The sequence below is a fragment of the Allokutzneria oryzae genome (assembly GCF_042429765.1).
Taxonomy (GTDB): Bacteria; Actinomycetota; Actinomycetes; order Mycobacteriales; family Pseudonocardiaceae; genus Allokutzneria; species Allokutzneria oryzae.
The window spans coordinates 136,593-159,520 of the sequence record NZ_JBHLZU010000023.1 but is presented as its reverse complement, the minus strand read 5'-3'; the positions used below and the strand labels follow the sequence as shown (position 1 = coordinate 159,520).

The 22,928-nt window shown below is 69.7% G+C and carries 4 protein-coding genes; all 4 read left to right on the top strand.

Annotation, left to right across the window (positions count from 1 at the left end; translation table 11 throughout):
• The first annotated feature begins 37 nt into the window (after positions 1-37).
• Entirely contained in the window at positions 38-289 is a 252-nt protein-coding gene (locus ACFFQA_RS27515; RefSeq protein ID WP_377858329.1) for an MbtH family protein, read from the top strand.
• A 73-nt stretch (positions 290-362) separates the two neighbouring features.
• Positions 363-9,647, top strand: coding sequence for a non-ribosomal peptide synthetase (locus ACFFQA_RS27510; protein WP_377858326.1), 9,285 nt, complete (start codon positions 363-365; stop codon positions 9,645-9,647).
• Between the two features lie 15 nt (positions 9,648-9,662).
• Positions 9,663-10,784 (top strand): SAM-dependent methyltransferase, encoded by a 1,122-nt coding sequence (locus tag ACFFQA_RS27505; RefSeq protein WP_377858324.1) that lies wholly within the window; start codon positions 9,663-9,665, stop codon positions 10,782-10,784.
• A 2-nt stretch (positions 10,785-10,786) separates the two neighbouring features.
• Positions 10,787-22,927: a non-ribosomal peptide synthetase gene (locus ACFFQA_RS27500; RefSeq protein WP_377858321.1), complete on the top strand. Its 12,141-nt coding sequence runs from the start codon at positions 10,787-10,789 to the stop codon at positions 22,925-22,927.
• The last annotated feature ends 1 nt before the right edge of the window (position 22,928 follow it).

Sequence of the window (22,928 nt, the reverse complement as noted above, 5' to 3'; positions counted from 1 at the left end):
TTAACAACGTTGCCCGCGCAAGCAGTGTGCGAACAGGATGAAGATGTTCGCCGCAAGCAATGACTGCGGGAGGGCCGTCTTGTCCAATCCTTTTGAAGATCCCGATGCGAGCTATGTGGTACTCGTCAACGACGAGGGACAGCACTCGCTGTGGCCGGAATATCTCGCGGTACCGGCAGGCTGGGAAATTTCGTTTGGCCCGAGGGATCGGGCCTCGTGCCTCGACCACGTGAACGCGACGTGGCTCGACATGCGGCCGCGAAGTCTCGCGGCGCGTATGGATTCCTGATCAGGAGAGTTTTCTCGCCGGGCTTATTCGAACGGGCTCGGTTGTCGCTGTGCATTTCCGCGTGGAGGTTCGGGTGAGCGCTGAGCTGCTGACGGAGCTGTTCGAGAGCCAGGTGGCCCGGTCGGGCGGGGCCACCGCGCTGGTGTCCGAGGACGGGGAGCTGTCCTACTCCGAGCTCAACGCCAGGGCGAACCGGCTGGCCCACGCGCTGCTGCGGCTCGGGGTCGGGCCGGAGGACTTCGTCGCGCTCGTCCTGCCGCACGGGCCGGACTTCGTGGTCTCGGTGCTGGCGGTGCTCAAGGCCGGTGCGGCCTACCTGCCGGTGGACACCAGCTATCCCGAGGACCGGGTCTCCTACGTCTTCGAGGACGCCCGGCCGGTGCTGGCGCTGTGCACCGAGGCGACGGTGGACGTCGTGCCGCGCGGGCAGCGCGCGGTGCTGCTGTCGGAGCTGTCCCACGACGCCACGCACAACCCGGTTCCCCGTGCGGTCAAGGAGAACGCGGCCTACCTCATCTACACCTCGGGGTCGACCGGCAGGCCGAAGGGCGTCGTCGTGACGCACTCCGGCGGGGCGGTCTTCGGCGCGATGGACGAGCGGTTCGGTCTCGGCCCGGACAGCCGGATGCTCCAGTTCGCCTCGCTCGGCTTCGACGCGGCGGTGTGGGAGACCTTCGCCCCGCTCGTGGTCGGTGGCGCGCTGGTCACCGCCCCGACGCACCGGCTGTCGCCGGGCGCCCCGCTGGCCGGGCTGATCGCCGAGCGGGGGGTCACCCACGCCACGATCCCGCCCGCCGCGCTCGCGGTGATGGAGCCGGGCAGCGTCGCGGGCGGGGTGAGCCTGATGGTGGCGGGGGAGGCGTCCACGCCGGACCTGGTCGGCCGGTGGTCGGCGGGGCGGACCATGGTCAACGCGTACGGCCCCACGGAGGCCACGGTGTGCTGTTCGGTCAGCGCGCCGCTGGCCGGGGCCGTGCTCCCGCCGCTGGGGACGGCGTTGCCGGGCACCGGGGTCTACGTGCTCGACGCGCGGCTGCGCCCGGTCGCCCACGGCGAGGTCGGTGAGCTCTACATCGCCGGAATCGGCCTCGCGCGGGGATATCTGCGTCGCCCAGACCTGTCGGCGGAGCGCTTCGTCGCCGATCCGTTCGGCCCGGCCGGGACGCGGATGTACCGCACCGGCGACCTCGTCCGGTCCGGTGTGGACGGTCCCGAGTTCGTCGGCAGGGTGGACCACCAGGTCAAGCTGCGCGGGTACCGGATCGAGCTCGGTGAGGTCGAGGCCGTGCTCACCGCACACCCGGACGTCGCCCAGGCCGTCGTGCTCGCCGAGGACGAGCAACTGGTGGGGTACGTCGTGCCCACCAGCGCCGAACCCGGCACGGCGTCGCTGCGGGAGCACTTGGCGGCGACGCTGCCGGAGTACATGGTGCCCGCCGCGTTCGCCGTGCTGCCCGAGCTGCCGCTCACCCCGCACGGCAAGGTGGACCGCGACGCCGTCGCCGCTGCGGCGCGGCGGCTCGGCTCGGGGTCCTCGCACGTGGAGCCGCGCACGGACACCGAGCGCGTGCTGGCCGGGATCTGGCGCGAGGTGCTCGGCGTCGAGCGGATCAGCGCGCACGACAACTTCTTCGAGCGCGGCGGCGACTCGATCCGGGGCATCCGGTCGCTGACCAGGGCCATGGACGCCTTCGGGGTGAAGCTGTCGCCCCGGGAGCTCTTCGACGCGCCGTCGCTGGCCGCGCTGGCCGAGGTGATCGACGGGCTCGGCTCGTCCGGTGCCGCGATCGTGCCGGTGCCGCGCTCCGCTGAGCTGCCGCTTTCGCCCGTGCAGCAACGGTTGTGGTTCCTCGCGGAGTTCGAGCCGGACAGCTACGAGTACAACGTCACCTGCGGCCTGCGGTTCACCGGCTCGCTCGACGTCGCCGCGCTCCGCCGCGCCCTGGACGGGGTTGTCGAGCGGCACGAGGCGCTGCGCACGACGTTCTCCTCGGCCGACGGCCGCGCTGTGCAGCTGGTGCACCCGCCCGCTCCGGTGCCCCTGCCGATGACTGACCTCTCTGGACTGTCCGCAGAGGAGTTCGACAAGGAGTACGACCGCGTTGTCCGCGCGGAGCTGACGACTCCCTTCGACCTGCGAACCGGTCCGCCGCTACGGGTGTCGCTGATCAAGCTGTCCGAGCGGGAGCACGTCCTCGTCTTCTGCGTGCACCACATCGTCACCGACGGCACCTCGATCCGGATCATGGCCGAGGAGCTGTGCTCGCTGTACGCCGGATGCGGAGACCTGCCGCGGCTTCCCGTGCAGTACGCGGACTTCGCCGTCTGGCAGCAGGAGCAGTGGACCGAGGACGCGGTCGCCGAGCACCTGGAGTACTGGCGCACGCGGCTCACCGACGCGCCTCCGCTGGACGTGCCGCTGGACCATCCGCGCCCGGCGGTGCGGTCGTACGCGGCAGGGCGGCACGAGTTCGTCGTCCCCGCGTCGGTGACCTCGGGGATGCGGCGGGTCGGGGAGCGGGCGCACGCCACCCTGTTCATGACGCTGGTCGCGGCGACGCAGGTGTTGCTCGGCCGGTACTCCGGGCAGGACGACGTCACCGTCGGAACGGTGACCTCCGGCCGCAACCGGCCCGAGCTGGAGCGGCTGATCGGCTTCTTCATCAACACGTTGGCGCTGCGGACCCGGCTCGACCCCGGCGCGTCGTTCCTCGACCTGCTCGGCCGGGTCAAGGCGACCACCCTGGAGGCGTTCGCGCACCAGGAGGTGCCGTTCGAGCGGATGGTGGACGCGCTCGGCATCGACCGGGACACCAGCAGGACCCCGCTGTTCCAGTCGATCGTGGTGCTCCAGGACACGTGGATGTCCACAGTGGACACCGGGGACGTGCTGATCGAGAACGCCGGGTTGCCGGAGCTGTCGGTGATCAGCGACCTGGTGTGGGAGTTCCAGGAGCGCGACGGCGAGCTGCACGGCTCGTTGAGCTACGGCGCGGACCTGTTCGACCCGCCGACCATGGCGCGGATGGCCACGAACCTGGTGTCACTGCTGGAGCGGATCGTGACGGCTCCGTCCACGCCGATCTCCCGGCTGCCCGTCGCCGCGCGGGAGGGCCTCGTCGCGGTGTTCAACGACACCGACGGTTCCCAGCCGCTCGACATCCCGCTGCACCGGTTGTTCGCCCAGCACGCCTCGGCCGACCCCGACGCGGTGGCGGTGGTCTGCGGCCGCGACTCGATGACCTATGGCGAGCTCGACCAGCACGCCAACCAGCTGGCCAACCGCCTGATCAGCCTCGGGGTCCGTCCCGGCGACGTCATCGGCATCTGCGCCGAGCGCGGGGTGCGGCTGCCGGTGGCGCTGCTCGGCGTGCTCAAGACCGGCGCCGCCTATCTGCCGATCGACCCGGCGGAGCCGCTTGAGCGCGCCGGGTTCATGCTCGGTGAGGCCGAGGTGCGAGTGATGCTCGCTCCCGCTGACCGCGTCGCGGACTACATGGCGCTTGTGTCCACTGTGGTCTCTCTCGGCACGGACCTCTCGCTGTCCCCGACCACGTGCCCGGATGTCACTGTCAGCGGTGACGACGTGGCCTGCGTGCTGTTCACCTCCGGCTCCTCCGGGACGCCGAAGGGCGTGTTGTCTCCGCATCGCGCTACCGTGCATGCGCTGTGCGGCACGGGCTTCTTCGAGATGGGCCCGGCGGAGGTCGTCCTCCAGTGCATGGGCGTGTCGTGGGATGGGCTGTCGCTCGAACTGTGGTCGGCGCTGCTGCACGGCGCGAAGCTCGTGTTCTACCCGGGACGGTCGATCGACGCCGACGTCCTGGTCCACGAGGTCCGGGAGCACGGTGTCACCACGCTCTGCCTGGCCGCGGGGCTGTTCAGCTCGTTGGCCGAAAGCCACATCGAGCTGTTCGGTCTGGTCAAGCAGGTGCTCTTCGGTGGTGACGTCGCCGGGATGGCGCACATCCGCCGGGTTCGACGCGCCTTCCCGCAGCTGCGGCTGGTCAACGGCTACGGCCCTGTCGAGACCATGATCGTGGCGGCCTGCCACCAGGTGCGGCAGGAGGACGTGCGCGAGGAACGGTCGCTCGTGCCGATCGGCCCGCCGCTGCGCAACACCCGCCTGCACGTGCTCGACGCCGCGTTGAACCCCTTGCCGATCGGTGTCGCGGGCGAGCTGTACATCGGCGGGAAGGGCTTGGGGCACGGGTATCTCAACCGCCCGGACCTGAGTGCTGAGCGGTTCGTCGCCGACCCGTTCGGCGCGCCGGGGGAGCGGTTGTACCGAACCGGCGACCTCGCGCGGTGGACCGCCGAAGGTGTCCTGGAGTTCTTCGGCCGCGCGGACAACCAGGTCAAAGTCCGGGGTTTCCGCATCGAGCCCGGGGAGATCGAGGTCGCGCTCGCGGAAGACCCGCGCGTCGCTCAGTCCGCCGTTGTGGTGCGCGAGGACACGCCCGGTGTGAAGCGGTTGACCGCCTACGTGGTGATTGCCGCGGGGTGCGCGCGACCCGAAGCGGGTGAGCTGCGTGCCATCGCCGCGCGCCGGTTGCCGGACTTCATGGTGCCCTCGGACTACGTCGTGCTGGACGAGATCCCGTTGACCCGTCACGGGAAGCTCGACCGCCGTGCGCTGCCCGCGCCGACCGGCCGACCACAGCTGCGCAACGCCTACGTCGCACCGCGCACCCCCGTCGAAGAACAGGTCTGCCACCTGTGGGCGGACGTGCTCGGCGTGGAACGGGTCGGTGTGGAGGACAACTTCTTCGACCTCGGCGGGGACTCGATCCTGAGCTTGCAGGTGGTGTCGCGGGCGCGGGCGGTGGGTCTGCCGGTGACGTCGAAGCTGATGTTCCTCCACCAGACGGTGGCAGCCTTGGTCGGAGCCGGGCTGACCGGTCAGGTGCCTGAGGTGGCGCGGGAGCGGGTGAGCGGAACGGTGCCGCTGCTGCCGGTCCAGCAGTGGTTCCTGGACAACCACCCGGAGCACCCCGAGCACTTCAACCAGTGGGTCCGCGTCGAGCTGGACGCTGACGTGGACGTGGCGGCCCTCGGCGGCGCACTGCGGGCGCTCGTCGACCACCACGACGCGTTGCGCTCGCGGTTCGGCCGGAGCGGCGGTCAGTGGTGGCAGGAGATCCTTCCAGCAGATGACGCCGAGGTGCTGACGTGCCACCGGGTGTCCAATGTGGACGAAGCGGAGCAGGTCTTCGCTGAGGCCCAGCGGGGGTTCGACCTGGAGGACGGCCCGGTGCTCGCGGCGGTGCTCGCGGACTTCGGCGGGGAGCGGCTGCCGCAGCTGTTGATCACCGTTCACCACCTGGTCGTCGACGCGGTGTCGTGGCGGGTGTTGCTGGAGGACCTGGCAACGGCGTACGAGAAGCAGGCACTGCCCGCGCGGACGACGTCGTTCCAGGAGTGGTCGCGGCGGGTGTGGGCAACGTCCTTCGAGGCGGACCGCGAGTATTGGGCGGGGGAGCACGTCGCGTTGCCGACCGACCGCAGCGGGGTCAACACCGTCGCCACCGCCGACACCGTCACGGTGCGGCTCGGCGAGGAGGACACCGAGGCGCTGCTGCGGCACGTTCCCTCGGTCTACCGCACGCGGGTCAACGACGTGCTGCTGGCGGCGCTCGGCAAGGTGCTCGCCGACTGGTCCGGCCGGGACCGCGTCGTGGTGGACCTGGAGGGCCACGGCCGCGAGGACCTGGTCGGTGACGTGGATCTCTCGCGCACCGTGGGCTGGTTCACCGCGCTCTTCCCCGTCACGATCACGGTTCCCGGTGGTGACCTCGGTGAGCTGCTGAAGTCGGTGAAGGAACAGTTGCGGGCGGTCCCGTCGAAGGGGCTCGGGCACGGGTGCCTCACCGAGTCCACTGTGGAGCGTCCGGCGATCAGCTTCAACTACCTCGGCCAGTGGGACGCCTCCTACGGCGGCCGACCGCTGACCATGGGACTGGCCCAGCATCCCGAGCAGCGGCGTGCGCATGCCCTCGACGTGGTCGGCGCGGTCGTCGGCGGGCGGCTCGAACTGGTGTGGACCTACTCCACGGAGCTGCACGACACCGCGACCGTGGAACACCTGGCAGGCAACCTGGCCGAGGTGCTGAGCGCGATCGTGCGGCACTGCGCCGGGCCGGGCGTCGGCGGGGCAACTCCGTCGGACTTCCCGCTCGTGCGGCTTGACCAGTCCACTGTGGACGAGATCACCGCCGGGTCGGTGGTGGAGGAGGTCTACCCGCTCACCGCGTTGCAGAGCGGCATGCTCTTCCACACGCTTTCCGAGCCGGAGTCCTCGGTCTACTTCGCCCAGGTCGTGTTCGTGCTCGACGGCGTCGCCGATCTGGACCGGCTGGCCGAAGCGTGGCGCGCGGTCGTGTCCCGAATGGACGTTCTGCGGACCTCTTTGCGGTGGAAGGGCGTAGACCACCCGGTTCAGGTGGTGCACCGCGACGCCGAGCTGCCGATCGAGCGGCTGGACTGGAGCGGGCTGGACGAGGACGGCCAACGTGCGGAGCTGGAGTCGTTCCTGGCCGCCAACCGCGCCAAGGGCATCGACCTCACCGCCGCGCCGCTGGCCAGGATCGCGCTCGCGCGGCTGTCACCGGAGAGCGTGCAGGTCGTTTTCGCCTTCCATCACCTTGTTCTGGACGGGTGGAGTGTGCAGCTGGTGCTCACCGAGTTGTTCGCGAGGTTCGGTCAGCTCGACCGGCCTGCTCCCAGGCCGTTCGGTGACTACCTCCGCTGGCTCGACGCGCAGGACGACGCCGCGACCGAGGCGCACTGGAGGGGGGTGTTCGCCGGAGGCGGTGAGCGGACCCCGCTGCCGTTCGACCGCCAGCCCGGTGAGGCGCACCACCCGCGCGGCTCGGAGCAGGTGCGGGTGGAGCTCTCCGAAGGGACGTCCACGCGCATCTCGGAGTTCGCCAAGCGGCACCGGCTCACGGTGAACGCCGTGGTCCAGGGTGCGTGGGCGCTGCTGCTCTCCCGGCACAGCGGTCAGCGCGAAGTGTGCTTCGGCGCGACCGTCTCCGGGCGGGAGGCCGACCTGCCCGGCATCGACAGCGTGGCCGGACTGGTGATCAACACCGTTCCGGTCCGGGTGCGGGTCGACGGCGCGAGCGAGACCGTGCAGTGGCTGCGTGCCCTGCAACAGGCGCAGATCGACTCGCGCCAGTTCGAGCACGCGCCGCTGTCCGGGATCCAGTCGTGGGGCGGTGAGGCCGCCCAGTTCGACAGCATCGTTGTCTTCGAGAACTATCCGTTGCACTACGAGGCCGCCGCGGCGGCCGGGCTCGCCATTCGCGAGGTTCGCGGTGACGAGGGCACGCACTACCCGCTCAACCTGATCTTCTACGCCGCCGAGCGGTTCTCCTACCTTCTCGGCTACGACCCGGACCTGTTCGACGCCGCGACCGTGCGGCTGCTGGCGGGCCGGCTGTCCTCGCTGCTCGACGACATCGCCGGGGCCGAGGGTGTGCGGATCTCCGAGCTGTCCACAGTGGATGGCAACGAGCTCGTGGCGCTGGCGCGGTGGAACGACACGGCCGTGGACTACCCCTCCGACCGGTGCGTGCACGAGCTGTTCGAGGAACAGGCCGACCGCACACCGACGTCGGTCGCCGTCGTGTTCGGCACCGAGCGCATCACCTACGCCGAGCTCGACCAGCGGGCCAACCAGCTCGCGCACCACCTGGTGGAGCTCGGGGTCGGGCCGGACGTGGTGGTCGGCGTGTTCCTCGAACGCGGTGTCGAGATGGTGGTGGCGATGCTCGCCGCGATGAAGGCTGGCGGTGGCTACGCCATGATCGACCCCGCGCACCCGGACGAGCGGGTCACCGTGCTGGCGACGGAGCTGGCCACACCGGTCGTGGTGACGACCAACCGCCTGCGGTACCGGTTGCCGTCGGCCGTGCCGACCGTGGTGTGCGTGGACGGCGGCGCAACGAAGATCGCCGCGCAGCCGACCGACCGGCCGGAGGGCGGAGCCGGACCGGCGAACATCTCCTGCGTCATGTTCACCTCCGGCTCCACCGGCAAGCCCAAGGGAGTCCAGGCCCCGCACCGCGCGTCGGTGCGCACGTTCTTCGGCACGGACTACTTCGACTTCGGCCCCGACGAGGTGTTCCTCCAGTACTCCTCCGTGTCCTGGGACGCCATCTCGCTGGAGCTGTGGGGAGCGCTGCTGCACGGCGCGACGACCGTGCTGTGCCCTGGCCAGAAGCTGGACCTGGACGTGATGGCCGAGCTGATCGCGCGGCACGGCGTGACCACGTTGTTCTTGTCCACCAGCCTGTTCAACGCGGTTGTCGACGAGTACCCGAGGGTCTTCGACACCGTCCGCCAGCTCGCGACCGGTGGTGAGGCGGCCTCGCCGGACCACATCAGGGCCGCGCGGCAACGGTTCCCGCACGTGCGCCTCAAGCACGTGTGCGGGCCGGTGGAGAGCATGGTGTTCGCCACCTCGTACGACGTGCCCGCGGTGGACGACGGCGGGCCGCTGATCCCGGTGGGCGGACCGATCGCCAACACCCGCTGCCACGTGCTGGACGCCGACCTCAACCCGGTGCCGGTCGGCGTCGTCGGGGAGTGGTACGTCGCCGGTGACGGGCTCGCGCGCGGGTACCTCGGCCGTCCCGACCTCACCGTGGAGCGGTTCGTGCCCGACCCGTTCGGCGCGCCGGGGAGCCGGATGTACCGCACGGGCGACTTGGCTCGCTGGCGCGCGGACGGGACTCTCGACCTGCTCGGCCGGGCCGACGACCAGGTGAAGATCCGCGGTCACCGGATCGAGCCCGCCGAGGTGCGCGCGGTGCTGCTCGACGACCCCCGCGTCGCCTCCGCCGAGGTGGTGGTGAGCCGGGACCCGGCAGGCACCAAGCGGCTGGTCGGCTATCTGGTCGCCCGGTCCACAGCGGACAGTGAGATCGATGTCGTCGCGTTCCGCGAGGAGCTGGCTGCTCGGCTGCCGGAGTACATGGTGCCCTCGGCGTTCGTGCTCCTGGACCGGTTGCCGCTGACCGCTACCGGCAAGGTGGACCGGAAGGCACTGCCAGAACCGGACGAGCGGCGTGCGGTGGGCACCGGCTACGTCGAGCCAGCAAACCCGACCGAGGCCAGGATCGCGGAGCTGCTCGGCGAGGTCGTCGGGGTGCGGCGGGTCGGTGCGCGGGACAACTTCTTCGCACTCGGCGGCGACTCGATCAGCTGCATCCGGCTGGTCGGCCGCATCCGCGCGAACTTCGGCGTCGAGCTCTCGCCCCGCGTGGTCTTCGAGGCGCCCACCGTCGCCGCGCTCGCGGTGGTGGTGCAGGAGGAGATCGTCGCCGACATCGAACGTTCGCTCGTGCCCTGACCAGCAGACAAACCCGTGAGGTGGTCGATCGTGTTCGCGCAGCGCAGGCTGGAGATCCCGGGGCAGACCTTCGACGTCGTGGTCGACGAGTCCGGCTGGGACCCGGGCAGGCCGCAGTTGTGGCCGTCGGTGGGCATGTACCCGTGCTACGACGAGATGCTCTACGACTTCATGACCATGGACGAGGTGCGCAACCTCGCCTACCGGGAGGCGTTGCGGGACCTCGCGCCCGGCCGGTCGGCGCTGGACATCGGCACCGGCCGGGACCTCAACTGGGCGCTGGCGTCGCTGGCGGCGGGCGCCACCAGGGTGACCGCGGTCGAAGGGATGGCCGAGACCTACCGGATGGCCCTGGAGCACGCCGAGCGCGAGGGCCTGCTCGGTCGGATCGACCTGCGGCACGGTTGGTCCACCGAGATCTCCCTGGAGCGCCGGGTGGACCTGTGCGTCTCCGAGGTGATCGGCGACATCGGCGGGGCGGAGGGCGCAGCGGCCATTCTCGCCGACGCTCGTAGACGGTTGACGACGCCGGAAGCGATGTTCGTCCCGCACCTCTGCGTGACGCTGGCGGGTGCGGCGTGCTTCGCCGACATCTTCCCCTCCGGGGCCGGGTTCTTCGAGGACTCCCTCGACCTGTTGACCCAGGCGTTCACGTTCCTCAAAGGACCGCGCGACGTGTTGCTCGGGATATCGGGGATCGGGCCCGAGGCGGTGCTCTCCGACCACAAGCCGGTCGAAGTGCTGGAGTTCAACGGGAAACTCGCGGTCGAGGGAGACACCACTGTCGCGCTCACCATGACCCGGCCCGGTCGCGTCGACGGCGTGCTGTTGTGGATCCAGCTGTGGTGCTCACCCGACGGCGCGCCGGTCGACTCCCTGCACGAGCGCACGAACTGGATGCCCGCGTACGTCCCCCTGTTCGACGAGCCGCATGCCGTCGAGCGGGGCGACGTGCTGACGCTCGGATTCCGCTACAAGCCCAGCGATGACGGCATCCACCCCGACTACTCGCTCAACGGCCGCCTGCACACAGCACAGGGCGTCACCACCGGCGAGCACGACGTCCAGTACCGCCCGACCGCCCTGCGCGGGCGTCCGGTCTACGACCGGCTGTTCCCGATGGCTACGGAGGAGTGAAAGTGGACACCTCGTCACTCGAAGACCGCATCGCAGCCGTTCCGGAGCACCTGCGCGACGCACTGCGCAAGCGCCTCGCCGGGCAGGTCGAACCAACCGCCGTCGCCGACGATTCGATCCGCCCCGCGCCGCGCACCGGCCCACTGCCGCTATCCTTCGCCCAGCAGCGGTTGTGGTTCCTCAACGAGCTCGAACCGGGTGGAACGGAGTACAACAGCTCGCTGGCGATGCGCCTGCACGGTGAACTCGACCTGCCCGCGTTGACCACCGCGCTCCAGCGACTGGTTGACCGGCATGAGGCGCTGCGCACTACCTTCGACTCGGTCGACGGCGCGGCTGTCCAGATCGTGCACCCGCCGTACTCGCTCAATGTGTCCGTTGTGGACAGTTCAGCTGACGAACTCCGCCAGGTGCTCGACGAGTTCAACCAGCCCTTCGACCTCCGTGAAGGGCCGTTGTTCCGGGCGATGGTGGTCCGGCTCGGTGCCGATGAGCACCTGCTCGTCATCGGTGCACACCACATCGTGGTCGACGGGTGGTCCTTCGACGTCTTGTGCGACGAGCTGAGCGCGAGCTACCGGGCCGCCGTGGACGGGGTCGATGCCGCGCTGCCCGAGGTGCGCGTGCAGTACCCGGACTACGCGGTGTGGCAGCGCGAGAAGAACTCCGGAGCGGCGAAGCTGGACTACTGGAAGCAGCAGCTCGCGGGCATCGCGCCACTGGAGTTGCCGACCGACCGGCCACGGCCGCCGGTGCGGACGCAGAACGGGGCGCTCCGGCTGTTCGACGTGCCGGACGCCGTCACCGACCGTTTGCGAGAACTCGCCCAGGACACCGGTTCCACGCTGTTCATGGTGTTGCTCGCCGCGTGCAAGACGCTGTTCTCCCGCTACTCCGGCCACGAGGACATCTCGCTCGGCACGGTCACCGCCGCGCGCAACCGACCCGAGCTCGCTGGCACGATCGGCTTCTTCACCAACACCGTTGTCGTGCGGGCGCAGGTGGACCGCGACCAGCAGTTCCTGGACTTCCTCGCGGACGTGAAGGCGACCGTGCTCGACGCGCTCGCGCACGACGAGGTTCCGTTCGACCGGCTCGTGGACGCGTTGCAGCCGCAGCGCGACCCGAGCCGCACTCCGTTGTTCCAGGCCATGGTGGTGCTGCGCAGCTACCAGAAGCAGTCCCTTGAGCTGAAGGGCTTGCGTTCCGAGGAGTTCAGCCTGCCCCGGGACTCGTCGACCTTCGACATCAGCCTGGAGTTCCAGGAGCGCAACGGCGCGCTGCTCGGCGTGCTGGAGTACAACACCGACCTGTTCGACGCCGCGACCATCGAACGCATGATCGGGCATCTCCAGGTGCTCCTGGAGGGGATCGCGTCGCAGCCCCGCCGGACTGTCGGCGAGCTGCCGTGGCTGACCCCCGCCGAGCGCACCGAGGTCACCGCGACGTGGAACGACACCGCCGCCGACTACGTTGTGCCGCAGCACATCCACTCGATGTTCGAGCACCAGGTCCGGCTGTGTCCGGATGAGACGGCCGTGGTGTACGAGGACTCCGCGCTGAGCTTCGCGGAGTTGGACGCCCGTGCCAACCAGCTCGCGCATGAGCTCGTCGCGCAGGGAGTCCGGCCCGGAGTGCTGGTGGGTCTGTGCGTGGAACGCGGGCTGGACATGGTCGTCGGTCTGCTCGGGGTGCTGAAGGCCGGTGGCGCGTACGTGCCGCTCGATCCGGCGTACCCGGCCGACCGGCTGGAGTTCATGCTTTCCGACTCGGCAACTCCGGTTCTGTTGACGCAGCGGCGACTCCTGCCGAAGCTGCCGGGCAGCGACGCCCGGGTGCTGTGCCTGGACGACGGCTTCGGGCAGCACCCGACCATCGCCCCGGAGACCTCGGTCGGCCCGGACGACCTCGCCTACGTCATCTACACCTCGGGCTCCTCCGGCACGCCGAAGGGCGTGATGATCACCCACCGGAACCTCGCCTACATCGCCGACGCGTGGGACCGCGGGTACGCGCTCAGCGACAAGCGGCTGAGGTTCGTCTCCGTGACCACGCTCGCCGTGGACCTGTTCTTCTCCGACCTGCAACGCTCCACGTTCTTCGGCGGCACGATGATCATCGCGCCGACCGACGTGGTGACCGATCCGCCACGCCTGCTCGCGTTGGTCGAGCGCGTCGGCGGGACCGCGATCGAGCTGGTGCCGACGCTGGCCAACGCGCTGGTCGAGGAGCTCGCGACGCGCGACGCGCTGCTGCCGTTGATGGGGCTCGTGTCGGTCGGCTCGGAGGGCTGGCGGGTCGAGGACTGCGCGCGGCTGGTCGAGCGCGTCACGCCGGGCACCCTGGTGGTCAACGCCTACGGCTCCACCGAGGTCACAGTGGACTCGACGGTGTTCGTGCCGACCGGGGAACCGCTGCCGGACAAGCCGTTCGTGCCGATCGGCCGACCGCTCGCGAACACCAGGGTCTACGTGCTCGACCCGGCGGGGGAGCCGGTTCCGGTCGGCGTGCCCGGCGAGCTGCACATCGGCGGTGACGGCGTCGGCGCGGGGTACTGGCGCCGGCCCGAGCTGACCGCGCAACGGTTCGGGCCCGACCCGTTCCACCCCGGCGGTCGGGTCTACCGCACCGGAGACCGCGTGCGCTTCCTCGCCGACGGCACGCTGGAGTTCCTCGGTCGGGTCGACGACCAAGTCAAGATCAGGGGCTTCCGGATCGAACCCGGTGAGGTCGAGGCCGCGCTGTCCGCGCACCCGGGGCTCAGCGACGCGGCCGTCGTCGCCCGCCCGGACGAGTCCGGCAGGCCGCGCCTGGTCGGCTACGTGGTTCCCGGAGCCGGTTCGACGACCACCGTCGCGGAGCTGCGCGCACACCTGGAACAGGCCCTGCCGACGTACATGGTGCCTTCGACGTTCGTGGTCCTCGAAGCGCTCCCGTTGACCCCCAACGGAAAAGTCGACCGGAGGAACCTGCCCGACCCCGATGGGCCCGCCGAGACCGGGACCGCCTACGTCGCCCCGCGCACACCCGTCGAGGAGAAGCTCGCAGCGATCTGGTCGGAGGTCCTGCGTGTCGACCGGGTCGGCGTCGACGACGACTTCTTCGCACTCGGCGGCGACTCGATCCTCAGCATCCAGGTTGTCTCCCGGGCCCGCCGGGTCGGTGTCCGGCTCACCGCCAAGGACATCTTCGTCCACCACACGATCGCCCAGCTCGCCGCCGTCGCCGACCGCGCGTCCGCACCGGTCGCCCAGCGCGTCGCGGCACCGGCAACCGCGCCGCTGACGCCGATCCAGCACTGGTTCTTCGAAGCGCACACGGCCATGCCGGACCACTACGCGATGTCCACGACCCTCGATCTGGTGGAGGACGTCGACGAGCAGGCCCTGCGCGCCGCGCTCGTGGGGATCGTCACGCACCACGACGCGCTGCGCACCCGCTTCCGCAAGGTCGGGGGAGCGTGGCAGCAGGACATCGCACCGGTCGAGCCGAGCAGGCTGCTGACCAGCATGTCCGATGTGGACGCTCATGAGGCGGCGCTCACCGCGCAGTCCTCGATGGACCTCGCCACTGGCGACCTGGTTCGCGCGGTGCTGATCAACGGGACCACGCTGTTCCTCGCGATCCACCACCTGGTGGTCGACGGGGTGTCGTGGCGAATCCTGCTCGAAGACCTCGATACCGCCTATCAGCAGGCGCGCGCCGGTAAGCCGGTCGACCTCGGCCCCAAGACCACGGCGTTCACCGACTGGGCCGTGAGGCTGAACGCCCACGTGCGTGGTGGTGGGCTCGATGCGGAGATCCCGCACTGGTCGGCGATCCACGGCTCCGAACCGCCGCGGCTGCCGGTGGACCACCACGGCCCGAACACCGCCGGTTCGGCACGGATGCTCACGGTCCGGCTCGACCGCGAGACCACCGACGCGTTGCTGCACCAGGTTCCCGGGGTGTACCGCACACAGGTCAACGACGTGCTGATCAGTGCGATGGGTGCGGCGCTCGCGAGCTGGACCAGCGACAGCCGTGTGCTGCTGGGCATGGAGGGCCACGGCCGCGAGGAGATCACCGACGACGTCGACCTCTCCCGCACGATCGGCTGGTTCACCACGCACTTCCCCGTCGCCCTGGCCATTCCCGCCGGTGACTGGGGTGTTGTGCTCAAGGCGGTCAAGGAGCAGCTGCGCGCGGTTCCCGGGCGCGGCCTCGGCTACGACGCCCTCCGCTACCTCGACCCCGGCTCGTCGATGCGGTCGGACCCCTTGCCGTGCATCAGCTTCAACTACCACGGCCAGTGGCACGGCTCCGCTGAGCGGAGCGCGCTCTACCGGGACGCGCGCTTCGGTGACCTCGGCCAGGACATGGGGCCGGAGGAGCTGCGCCCGTACCTGATCGACGTGGTCGGCATCGCGCGGGACGGTGTGCTGGAGATCAGCTGGCTGTACTCGGAGAACGTGCACGACGAGGCCACCGTGCGGCGGCTCGCCGACGAGGTGGCCGAGAACCTGCGGCGGATCGTGCTGCACTGCGCCGAGCCCACCGCTGGCGGGGCTACGCCGTCGGACTTCCCGCTCGCCGGGCTCGACCAGTCCACAGTGGACCGGATCACGGCCTTGGGGCAGGTGGAAGACATCTACCCGCTCACCCCGATGCAGAGCGGCATGCTGTTCCACAGCCTGGTCGGCGGCACCGACGAGGCGTACTTCGACCAGATGAGTCTGCGGCTGGATGGTGTCACTGATCCGCGTGCACTGGCGACAGCGTGGCAGCGTGTGGTCGACCGCACGCCGATCCTGCGCAGCACTGTGGTGTGGGAGAACATCGACACGCCGGTTCAGGTCGTGCGCAGCGGTGTCGAGGTCCCCGTCCAGCACTACGACTGGCGTGGACTGTCCGATGAGGACCAACGCGCCGAGATCGCCTGTGTGGTCGCGGAGGACACCGAAGCGGGCATGGACCTCAGCACGGGACCGTTGGTGCGCCTCATCATCGGGCGGCTCTCCGACACCAGTGTGCAGATGATCCGCACGTCACATCACATCCTGCTCGACGGCTGGAGCCTGTCGGAGGTCGTCGCCGAGGTCTTCGAGATCTACGGCTCGCTCGTCAAGGGAGCGGAGCCGCGACTCGCCACGAGGCGCCCGTTCCGCGACTACATCGACTGGATCCAGCGCCAGGACGCCGATGCGGCAGAGCAGTACTGGCGGCGGGTTGTCGGTGGGATCGACGGGCCGACCGAACTGCCGTACGACCGGCGTCCCACCGCGGCCCACACGACGCGGACGTCCGGCTCCGTGCGGTTGGAACTCTCCGAAGAGCAGACGCAGCAGCTGTACTCGCTCGCCAAGGACCAGCGGCTCACGATGAACACGCTGGTCCAAGGAGCGTGGGCGCTGCTGCTCGGGCGGTACGGCGGCGAGCTGGACGTGTGCTTCGGCTCCACTGTCTCCGGTCGGCCGGCGGAGCTCGCCGGGGTGGAGACCATGATCGGCCTGTTCATCAACACCCTGCCGGTGCGCGTGACCGGCGAGGCCGACGACCAGCTCCTGGAGTGGCTGCACCGCATCCAGGGCGAGCAGATCGAGTCACGGCGCGTGGAGTACGTCGCGCTGTCGCAGATCCAGGCATGGAGCGGCGTCGGCGGTGGTGTGAACCTGTTCGACAGTCTCGTGGTCTTCGAGAACTACCCCTTCGACGGTGAAGCGGCCGAGGACGGCGTCGTAGTGCGTGAGGTCGACGCGCTCGACGACACGAACTACCCGTTGACGGTGAGCGCCTACCCGTTGCCGCGATTCACGATCGAGCTGTCCTACGACCCAGCCCTGTTCGAGTCGTCCACTGTGGACCGCGTGGCCAGGCACCTGCGGAAGCTCCTGACCGGAATGGGCAGCAACCCTTTCCGCACGCTTGTCGAGCTGCCGATGGTCGAAGAGGCGGAGCGTGTCGAATACCAGGACCAGCCGATCACGCCGTCGGAGCCGCGCTGCGTGCACGAGCTTTTCGCGGAGCAGGCCGCGGCAACACCCGACGCCGTCGCGTTGGTGTTCGGCGACCAGGAGCTGAGCTACGCGGAGCTGGACGCACGTGCCAACGGGCTCGCGCACGTGCTGGTCAAGCGAGGAGTGCGGCCGGGGGTCCTGGTGGCAGTCGGCCTCGAACGCGGGATCGACGTGGTGGTCGCGTTCCTGGCTGTGCTCAAGGCCGGTGGTGCCTACGTGCCGCTGGACCCGGGATACCCGGCCGACCGCTTGGAGTACATGCTTGCTGACTCCGGTGCCGCCGTCCTGCTGACTGACCGGGACTGGGGGAAGACCTCGATCGACGTGGTCCGTCTGGGCGGTGAGTGGCCGGTCGCCTCGGATGCGCCGTCCACTGTGGTCGCGCCGCGCGACCTGGCCTACGTGATCTACACGTCCGGCTCGACCGGGAAACCCAAGGGCGTGATGGTCGAGCACCGCAACCTGTGCTCGGTCGCGGCGGCCTGGAACACTCGGTACGGATTGCGTGAGATGCGGCCGCGCCACCTGTCGGTTGCCAGCGTCTCCTTCGACGTCTTCCACGGTGACCTGCTCCGCGCCTTGTGCTTCGGTGGCACCTTGGTGATCTGCCCGCGCGACATCGCGGCCGATCCGACCAGGCTGCTGGCCGAGATCGAGCGGACGGGCGCGACGGCGATGGAGCTGGTGCCGACCATGACCAGGGCACTGGTCGACGAGCTCTCCGGGCGGTTTCCCCCGCTGAAGGTGCTGTCGGTCGGCTCGGAGGCATGGCACACCGAGGACTGCCTGGAGCTGCTGGAGCGCCTCAGCCCCGACACGCTCGTGGTCAACTCCTACGGCGTGACCGAGGCGTCGATCGACTCGTGCATGTTCGAGCCGTCCCGCGCCGCACTCGAAGGGCGCACGACCGTGCCGATCGGCCGAGCACTGGCCAACTCCCGCTGCTACATCCTTGACCGGGCTGGCGACCTGGTGCCGGTCGGGGTCGCCGGTGAGCTGTACATCGGCGGTGAGGGCGTCGCGCGCGGCTACCTGAACCAGCCGGAGCTGACCGCGTCCCGGTTCGTCGAGAGCCCGTTCGTCCCGGGGGAGCGGTTGTACCGCACCGGCGACCGAGTGCGACGGCTGTCCAGCGGCGAGCTGGAGTACGTGGGCCGGATGGACGATCAGGTGAAGATCCGCGGCTTCCGGGTCGAGCCAGGAGAGGTCGAGTCCGTCCTGATTGGACACTCCGGCGTCAACGAGGTCGCGGTGGTAGCGAGGGCGAACCGGCTCATCGCCTACGTGGTCGGTGCGAAGCTCGACGCGGCCACGCTGCGGTCCTTCGCCGCGGAGAGCTTGCCCGCGCACATGGTTCCGTCGGCTTTCGTGCAGCTCGACGCGCTGCCGCTGACCCCGAACGGCAAGATCGACCGCCGCGCACTGCCCGCGCCGGATGGTTACCTGGACACCGGAACCGCTTACACCGCGCCGAGAACGGCGACCGAGAAGACCCTCGCGGACATCTGGGCCGAAGTGCTCGGTGTGCCCAGGGTCGGCGTGCACGACAACTTCTTCGACCTCGGTGGGGACTCGATCCTGAGCATCCGCGTCACCTCCCGGATCAGGGCGGCTCTCGCGGTCCAGACCTCACCTCGCGCGTTGTTCACCACGCCGACGGTCGAAGGGCTCGCGGTGGTGGTGGACCAGGAGACCACCGTCGGCGACCAGCGCATTCCGCGTGTGGACCACACCGGTGATATGCCGCTTTCCTTCGCGCAGCAGCGGTTGTGGTTCCTCGACGAGTTCGCCCCTGGCGGAGCGGAGTACAACACCTGCGCCGGCCTCCGCCTCTCTGGGCCGCTTGTGGTGTCAGCACTCCAGGATGCGATCACCGGTCTCGTCGCGCGGCACGAGTCGCTGCGCACCACCTTCGACTCCGTCGACGGGCGAGGTGTCCAACGCGTCAGCCCGGCTTCTGAGGTGCCACTACGTGTGGTGGACGTGGCCCCGAGCCAGCTCGACCAGGCGCTGGCCGATGAGGTCGGCACGCCGTTCGACCTGCGCACGGGTCCGTTGCTGCGCGCGTTGCTGCTGCGGCTGACCGACACCAGCCACGTGCTTGTGCTGTCGTTGCACCACATCGTCACCGACGGCTGGTCGATGGGTGTGCTCGTCGAAGAACTCGGTGTGCTTTACGCATCGGGTCTACGTGGCGAGCGGGATGTGTTGCCGCCGTTGGACGTCCGCTACTCCGACTACGCGGTCTGGCAGCGCGAGCAGCAGGCGGGGCCGGAGTTCGCCGCGAAGCTCGACTACTGGCGGGCGAAGCTCGACGGGCTCACCCCGTTGGAGCTGCCGACCGACCGCCCGCGCCCGCCGGTGAAGACCTCCAACGGTGCTGTGCACCGCTTCGACCTCCCCGCGTCGGTCCTCGATGGGCTCAACGCGGTCGGCAGGTCCTGTGGGGCAACGCTGTTCATGACTCTGGTTGCCGCGACCCAGTTGCTGCTGGCCAGGCACAGCGGTCAGCGTGACATCGCCGTCGGCACCGTCAGCTCCGGCCGCGACCGGGTGGAGCTGGAGCGACTGGTCGGCTTCTTCGTCAACACCCTGGTGCTGCGCTCCACAGTGGACAGCTCGGTTCCGTTCACCGAGTTCCTCGCCCAGGTCCGGGACACCGCGCTCGGCGCTTTCGGCAACTCCGACGTTCCGTTCGAACGCCTGGTGGAGATCCTCCAGCCGGAGCGCGACCCGAGTCGGACGCCGCTGGTCCAGGCCCTGGTGGTGCTCCAGAACACCCCGTCGTCCACAGTGGAGCTGGACGGGCTGAGCATCGAAGAGCTGGAACTCCCCGCAACGATGGCGATCTTCGACCTGTCCTTCGAGTTCACCGAACGCGACGGCGGCCTCATCGGGCTCGTCGAGTACAACACCGACCTGTTCGACCGCGCGACGATCCAGCGGCTGGCAGGTCACCTCGCGGTCCTGTTCGACGCGATCATCGCCGCGCCGGAAACCCTGGTGGCGCGCCTGCCGATCCTCACCGAGCCGGAGCGACGCCAGCTCACGGAGGGCTGGAACGACACCGCCGTGGAGACCGGACAGCCGCGTTGTGTGCACGAGCTGGTCGAGGCCCAGGCCAGGTTGCGGCCGTCCGCCGTCGCCGTGACTTGCGAAGGCGAACAGCTGACCTATGCGCAGCTCGACACACGTGCGAACCAGGTCGCGCATCACCTGATGGGGCTCGGCGTCCGGCCGGGAACCCTTGTCGCGGTCAGCCTGGAGCGCGGTCTGGACATGGTGGTCGGTCTGCTCGGGGTGCTGAAGGCCGGTGGCGCGTACGTGCCGCTCGACCCGGACTACCCGGCTGACCGGCTGGCGTTCATGCTCGCCGATACTTCCGCTCCGGTGCTGCTGACGCAGACCGGACTCGGTGACCTGGCCACGGGGGAGGCCGAGGTCGTCACCATGGACGCCGACTGGCCGGTGATCGCCGCCCAACCCACGTGGGCGCCGAATTCCGGGGTCACGGCGGAGGACCTGGCCTACGTGATCTACACCTCGGGCTCCACCGGAACCCCGAAGGGCGTGCAGGTCGAGCACCGCAGCGTCGCCAACCTCCTGGAGACCACCCGCGTCGGGTTCGGCTTCGGCCGTGAGGACGTGTGGACGGTGTTCCACTCCTACGCCTTCGACTTCTCGGTGTGGGAGATGTGGGGCGGCCTGAGCTTCGGTGGGCGGATCGTCGTCGTTCCACGGAGTGTGGCGCGTGCTCCGGAATCGATGTGGAGCCTTCTCGCCGATGAGGGGGTGACGGTGCTGAACCAGACGCCGTCGAGCTTCCGCGGCCTGGTGCGGACCGCCGTGGAGGCGGGGTGCCCGGTGCCGCCGCGGCTCCGACTGGTGATCTTCGGCGGTGAGGCGCTGGAGCCGACGCACCTGCGGACGTGGTTCGACAGCTATCCGGGCGCGACCACGCGCCTGGTCAACATGTACGGCATCACCGAGACCACGGTCCACGTCACCCGCCACGACCTGGACTGGGCGGAGATCTCGCGGACCGGCCGCGTCGGGATCGGCCGCCCGTTGCCGAACTACCGCGCCTACCTGCTGGACCCGGACGGCAACCAGGTCCCGGTCGGCGTGGCGGGCGAGCTGTTCATCGGCGGGGCCGGTGTGGCTCGCGGCTACCTCAACCGCCCCGACCTGACCGCCGACCGCTTCGTCGAAGATCCTTTCGTTCCCGGGCAACGGATGTACCGCACCGGTGATGTGGCGAAGCACCAGCCCGACGGCACCCTGACCTACCTCGGCCGGGCCGACGACCAGGTCAAGATCCGCGGTTTCCGCATCGAGCTTGGTGAGATCGAAGCCGCCATCGCCACCCACTCCGCTGTCACCGAAGCCGTCGTGGTGGCCCGAGAGGACACCCCGGGCGACAGGCGCCTGGTCGCCTACGTGATCACCACCGCGACACCGGTGGAGCTGCGGGAACACCTCCGCCGGTCGCTGCCGGAGCACATGATCCCGGCAGTGTTCGTCCCGTTGGACGAGCTGCCGTTGAGCCCGAGCGGGAAGGTGGACCGGCGGGCGCTCCCGGTGCCGGAGGCGCGCGGGGAGCGGGGTGGCGCTTTCGTGGAGCCGACGCCCGGTGTCGAACGCGAGCTGGCGGAGATCTGGTCGGCCGTGCTCGGCGTGGAGCGGGTCGGCGCGACCGACAACTTCTTCGACCTCGGCGGGGACTCGATCCTGAGCATCCAGGTGGTCTCGGCGGCGAGGAAGGCCGGGCACCACCTGTCCACGAAGGACATGTTCACCCACCAGACCGTCCGGGAGCTGGCCGAGGTGGCCACGGCGGCCACGACGAGTGCCGACAGCGGGCCGGTGACCGGCTCCGCACCGCTGACGCCGATCCAGAGCTGGTTCTTCGCCGAGCATCCGGTACAGCCCGATCACTTCACGATGTCGCTGCACCTGGAGCTCGCGGAGCACGCACGAGAGGAGGTCGTGCGTGCCGCGCTGGAGGCACTGGTGGCCAAGCACGACGCTCTCCGCTCCCGCTTCGAGTGCGCGGACGGTGTGTGGCGACAGCACCTCAAGCCGGTCGACTCGACCTCCTTGGCGTTCCACGTCGCCGACAAGGCAGATCACCACGCGGAGGCACTTGCCGCGCAACGTGGTCACAGCCTCGCGGACGGCCCACTGGTGCGCGCCGTGCTGTTGACCGGCGACGGCGCTCCGAAGCTGTTCCTGAGCATCCACCACGCGGTTGTGGACGGAGTGTCCTGGCGCATCCTGCTTGAGGACTTCTCCACTGCCTACGAACAGATCAGTAGTGGGTCCGAAGTGGACCTCGGACCCAGAACGACGTCCTATGTGGACTGGGCGAGCAACCTGCGCGACTACGTCACGACCGGCAAGCTCGACGGCGAGGTGGGCCACTGGGTCGCCGCCGCCGAAGCCGTCGCAGCGCTTCCGCTTGACCGGAAAGGCTTGAACAGCAACGGTTCCCGGAGGACCCTGGCAACCAGGCTGACCACGGCCGAGACGGAGCTGCTGCTCCGCAAGGTCCCCGGCCGCTTCCGCACCCAGATCAACGACGTGCTGCTCGGCGCGGTCGCGGTGGCGCTGTCGGAGTGGACGGGCTCGGACACCGTCGTCGTCGATGTGGAAGGCCATGGCCGCGAGGACATCCTCGACGGCGTCGACCTCTCGCGCACCGTCGGGTGGTTCACCACGATCTACCCGGTCGCACTGACCGTTCCCGGCGGTGAGGACTGGCGCGCTCTGGCCAAGGCCGTTCGGGCTCAACTTCGAGCCGTCCCCGGTCGTGGCATCGGGTACGGCGCGCTGAAGTACCTGGGCGGTCATCCCGCGCTCCTCGCGGCGGGGTCGGCGCCGGTGTCGTTCAACTACCTCGGCCAGTGGGACACCGCCGTCGGCTCCGGTGGTGTCGTGCGGCGGCAGCTCGACGGGCTCGGCAGCGACCAGGCCGACGACCAGCTCGCCACCCACGTGCTCGACGTGGTCGGCGGAGTCCACGGCGGAGAGCTTGAGATCACCTGGCAGTACTCGGAGAACCTGCACGACGAGGCCACGGTGCGGCGGATCGCCGACCGAGCCGCCGACGCCCTGCGCGAGCTGGTGCGCGGCGTGTCCGGCTGAT